6 protein-coding genes are annotated in these 4473 nt (G+C 67.2%); 2 read left to right on the top strand and 4 right to left on the bottom strand.

From position 1 onward, the window contains the following. Nucleotides 1-6: 6 nt before the first annotated feature. From tatC to AC06FB_RS18790, 4 genes are all read right to left on the bottom strand, one after another. The gene (tatC, locus tag AC06FB_RS18805; protein ID WP_010482410.1) at nucleotides 7-756 is read right to left on the bottom strand and encodes a twin-arginine translocase subunit TatC; all 750 of its coding nucleotides are present in this window, start codon (nucleotides 754-756) and stop codon (nucleotides 7-9) included. Beyond that, nucleotides 753-1238: a Sec-independent protein translocase protein TatB gene (gene tatB / locus AC06FB_RS18800; protein WP_065181400.1), complete on the bottom strand. Its 486-nt coding sequence runs from the start codon at nucleotides 1236-1238 to the stop codon at nucleotides 753-755. The genes tatC and tatB overlap by 4 nt, the downstream gene beginning before the upstream one ends. Before the next feature lie 15 nt (nucleotides 1239-1253). Continuing rightward, the gene (tatA, locus tag AC06FB_RS18795; protein ID WP_053517682.1) at nucleotides 1254-1481 is read right to left on the bottom strand and encodes a Sec-independent protein translocase subunit TatA; all 228 of its coding nucleotides are present in this window, start codon (nucleotides 1479-1481) and stop codon (nucleotides 1254-1256) included. A gap of 75 nt (nucleotides 1482-1556) precedes the next feature. Continuing rightward, nucleotides 1557-2450: a lipid-binding SYLF domain-containing protein gene (locus AC06FB_RS18790; RefSeq protein WP_053517681.1), complete on the bottom strand. Its 894-nt coding sequence runs from the start codon at nucleotides 2448-2450 to the stop codon at nucleotides 1557-1559. Between the two features lie 166 nt (nucleotides 2451-2616). Here AC06FB_RS18790 and hemH point away from each other — a divergent pair, with 166 nt between their 5' ends. After that, nucleotides 2617-3579, top strand: a complete 963-nt coding sequence (hemH, locus tag AC06FB_RS18785; protein WP_053517680.1) for a ferrochelatase — start codon at nucleotides 2617-2619, stop codon at nucleotides 3577-3579. Continuing rightward, nucleotides 3576-4430: an alpha/beta fold hydrolase gene (locus AC06FB_RS18780; protein WP_263176560.1), complete on the top strand. Its 855-nt coding sequence runs from the start codon at nucleotides 3576-3578 to the stop codon at nucleotides 4428-4430. The genes hemH and AC06FB_RS18780 overlap by 4 nt, the downstream gene beginning before the upstream one ends. The last annotated feature ends 43 nt before the right edge of the window (nucleotides 4431-4473 follow it).

The raw sequence follows: 4473 nt of genomic DNA, 5'->3' as shown, positions 1-4473 counted from the left end.
GCCGCATCACGCGGCGGGCTTCTTCACCACCGAGGACGGCACCAGCCATCGCGCGGCATGGATGCCCAGTTCGTACAGCAGGCACATCGGGATCGCCAGCATCAGCTGCGAGACCACGTCCGGCGGCGTCAGCACGGCCGCCACCACGAAGATGCCCACGATCGCGTAGCCACGGCCTTCCTTGAACTGCTGCGGCGTCACCCATCCCAGCAGCACCAGGATCACCATCGCCACCGGCAGCTCGAAGCTGCCACCGAAGGCGAAGAAGATCGCCAGCACGAAATCCAGGTAGGCGTTGGCATCCGGAGTGATCGCGATCACATCGGGGCTGAAGGTGGTGAGGAAGTGGAACACCGCCGGCAACACCAGGAAATACGCGAAGGCGCAACCGGTGTAGAAAAGCAGCACCGACGACACCAGCAGGGGCACCGCCAGGCGTTTTTCGCGGGCATACAGTCCCGGCGCGACGAAGGCCCACAACTGGTACAGCAGCCACGGCACCGCCACGAACAGCGCGACGAAGAAGGTCAGCTTCAACGGAGCGAAGAAGGCGCCGGCCGGGTTGGTGGCGATCATCGTCTGGCCGTTCGGCAGCTGCGAGACCAGCGGTTCGGCCAGCGCGTTGTACAACTTCTGGGTAAAGGGCAGCAGTGCCAGCAGCACCACGCCCAGGCCCAGCAGCGCACGCACCAGGCGGCCGCGAAGCTCCACCAGATGCTCAACCAGCGAGCTCTCGCCGAAATCCTGTTCGCTCATCGGCCGCGCTCCTCGCTCTGCGACGCTGGCACCGGACGGGTGTCGTCTACATCCGCTGCGGATGCAGCGGACGCCCCGCCGGCATCGGCCGCAGTGCCGTCGCCCATGGACGCGGGAGGTGCAGCCTGCTGTGCCTGGCTGACATGCGGCGGCAGGTCCGCCGGCGCCGGTGCCCGCGTCTCCTGCGCCAGCGCATCACCCTGCTGCTGTGCCTGCGCGGCTTCGCGACGGATCGCCTCGCCGCTGGCACGCAACTGGTTCTCGGTGTCCTGCATGCCCTGCCGCACGTCCTGCATCTGCCGCTTGATCTCTTCGGCCTGCAGTTCGCGCTCCAGTTCCTGTTTCACCGAGTCCCACTGATTGCGGGCACGACGGACCCACAGGCCGGCAAAACGGGCCGCCTTGGGCAGACGCTCGGGACCGAGCACCACCAGGGCGACCACCGCAATGACCAGCAGTTCGCTGAAGCCGATATCAAACACCGCGACCGCTCCGGATCAGCGTGCGTTGCGGTCGTGCTCGTCCTGCGCGGTGCGCGAGGCGTCCTGGCTGCGCGTCTCATCGCCCAGCTGCGCGTTCGGCTTGTCCTCGTCGCGCATGCCCTTCTTGAATTCCTTGACCGCCGAACCGAGGTCCTTGGCGCCGCTGGTCAGACGCTTGGTGCCGAACACCAGCAGGACGATGGCCAGCACGACCAACCAATGCCAGATGCTGAAACTGCCCATAAAGACGCTCGTTACGTTAGTGATCAGGCTGTCGAGCATAGCGCACCGGCCGTTAGCCGGCGCGCGTGACGAAAGTCAGTTCCCGCCCAGCGTCTCCGTGCGGATTTCGCCTTCATTGACCGGCTGGAAGCCCTGCTGCTGTGGTGGCGGGTTCTGCGGCACGTTCTGCAGGGGCGCGGTGGTGGCTTCCGCCGGGACCGCCGGGGCTGCCTGAACAGGCGGCGGTGCGACCGTCGGCGCCGGAGCCGGGCGCGAGGCCGTGCCACCATTGCCACCGCGGTTGTTGCGCGCGGCATAGGTCGCCTCCTCCAGGCGATCACGGAAGGCGACCACATCCATCGACGGCGCACCTGCTGCCCGGCCCTCGAAGATCATGCGCGGCGTGGTGTTGCTGCCATAGGCGTCAAGGTTGGCGGCATCGTCGATCTGCAGCACCGCACCGTCCAGGGCGACGCCGGCGAACAGGCCACGCGCACGCGACCACGACCAGATTTCGGCCTTGAGCTGGCCGTCGGTGGCCGCGGCCGCATTGCGGCCGACCGGACCGGCCGCCACACCGGCATCGGCGCCCAGGGTGAACTTGCCGTTGACCAGGTTGTCCAGGCTGCGGTCGTTGCGGAACACCAGCACCACGTCCGACGACTGCACGCCGGCCTGGAAGCCAATGCTGCCGCCGGTGAGCTTGACGAAGACCGGGTTGGACCAAGCGCCGTTCGGCATGCGGACCGACATCAGGCCATGCCCACGGCGGCCACCAATGACCAGGCCTGCCTTGATCGTGTCGGGAATGACGATGACCGCGCGGCCTTCGTCGAGCAGTTTGTCCGGAATCCCCTGTTCAGGGATTTCCTGGATTTCAGCCAGCACACGCACCGCGTTGCGGGCGCGCTGGTCTTCCTGCGGCCCGGCCATGGCCTGGCTGGACAGCAGGCTGGCGGCGATCAGCAGGGCTTGGATCGGGCGACGCATGGCAGGCTCCAGAAGTCAGTCCATAGGAAGATATAGCAAGTGACTGAAATTAGTAGTGTTGTGATGAATCGGCAATGAGCGTCATCGGTCCCGCATCGGAGATGACTATGCCTGCGATGCAGATCCTGCATCCCGATACAGCGGCAGATCGGCGACAATGAGACCCATGCTCGACGCACCCGATACCGCCGTGCTGGCGGTCAACCTAGGCACGCCCGAGACGCCGACGGCCCCCGCCGTACGCCGTTACCTGGCTGAGTTCCTGTCCGACCCGCGCGTGGTGTCGATTCCGGCGCTGCTGTGGCAGCCGCTGCTGCGCGGCCTGATCCTGCCATTGCGCAGCGGCCGCTCGGCCGCCAAGTACGCCCAGGTCTGGCTGCCCGAGGGCTCGCCGCTGATGGTCCATACCCGGCGGCTGGCGCAGGCGATGCAAGCTCTGCTGCCGACCCTGCGCGTGCGCCATGCGATGCGCTATGGCGAACCCGCATTGACCGCGGAACTGGACCGGCTGGCGGCGGAAGGCGTGCGGCGCATCGTCGTGCTGCCGCTCTATCCCCAGTATTCGACCACCACCACCGCATCGGTGGAGGATCGTGTCGATGCCTGGCAGCGCAGGAATCCGGGCATCACGGTCAGCCTGGTACAGGACTACTCGGTCGACCCGGACTGGGTCGCGGCCGTGGCAGCCTCCATCCAGCGCTACTGGCAGGCGCATGGCCGTGGTCAGAGGTTGATGTTCTCCTTCCACGGCATTCCACAGCGCCTGGCCGATGGCGGTGATCCCTATCCGCAGCGCTGCGAAGCCAGTGCGCAGGCGATCGCCAATGCGCTGGGCCTGGAACGGAGCGAGTGGCAGCTCGGCTACCAGTCGCGTTTCGGGCGCGAGCGCTGGTTGCAGCCGTATGCCGAACCCAGCCTGTGGGCGCTGGCCGAGGCCGGCGTGAAGCAGATCGACGTGGTCTGCCCCGGCTTTGCCACCGACTGCCTGGAAACGCTGGAAGAAGTCGAGATGGGATTCACTGAAACCCTCGCCGAACGCGGCGCACGGATGCGTTACATCCCCTGCCTCAACGATGGATCCGAGCACGCGCGTGCCTTGGCACGGCTGGCCGTGGCCTCGCTGGCATGAGCCTGCAGGGGTTCGAACTCGAGGTCGGCGGCGCGCGCGTGGCCGGCCTGCGCAATCACGGGGACGGCCCGCGTGTGCTCGCCCTGCACGGATGGCTGGATAACGCCGCCAGCTTCGTGCCACTCGCACCGCATCTGCCCCATCTGGATCTGGTGGCCATCGACCTGCCTGGCCATGGCCACAGCGCCCATCTCCCGGCCGGCGCCAGCTACACCACCGCTGCCGCGATCTGCCACGTCCTTGACGTGGCCGACGCGCTGGGCTGGGAGCGCTTCAGCCTGCTCGGCCATTCGATGGGTGCGGGCATCGCCAGCCTGACGGCGGCGGTCAGTGACCGCATTGAACGCCTGGTCGCCATCGAAGCGCTGGGCGGCCTGCGGGGACCGGAAGAGGACACCGCGGATCGGCTGCGTGAGCATGTGACTGCCACGCGCGCGCTATCGCGCAAGCAGCTCAGGGTCTTCCCCGATCTTGCCGCGCCAATCCGCGCGCGGATGATGACCAACCAGCTCAGCGAAGGCTGCGCGCGCCTGCTGGTCGAGCGCGGGGTCGAGCCTGTGGAGGGCGGCTATCGCTGGTGCAGCGATCCGCGCCTGATGCTGCCCACCGCCATCCGGCTCAGCGAGGGCCAGATCGACAACCTGCTGCAGGCCATCGCCTGCCCTACGCAGGTGATCTACGCGACTCCCGCGCAGTCGTACTATCCCGAGCCGATGCGCAGCGAGCGACTGCAGCACCTGCGCGACGGGCGCCTGGCCGTGTTTCCGGGCAACCATCACCTGCATATGGAAGCGCCCGCCCAGATCGCGGCAGTGATCCAGCCGTTCCTGGGACACGGCAGCGCCGGCTGAAACATCGGCTGCTGAAACGCATAAAGAAAAACCCCGCTGCGTG

It is taken from the genome of Stenotrophomonas sp. Steno-C15 (assembly GCF_056393265.1).
The sequence above is the reverse complement of the archived record's forward strand: the minus strand, read 5'-3'. Positions and strand labels throughout refer to the sequence as shown.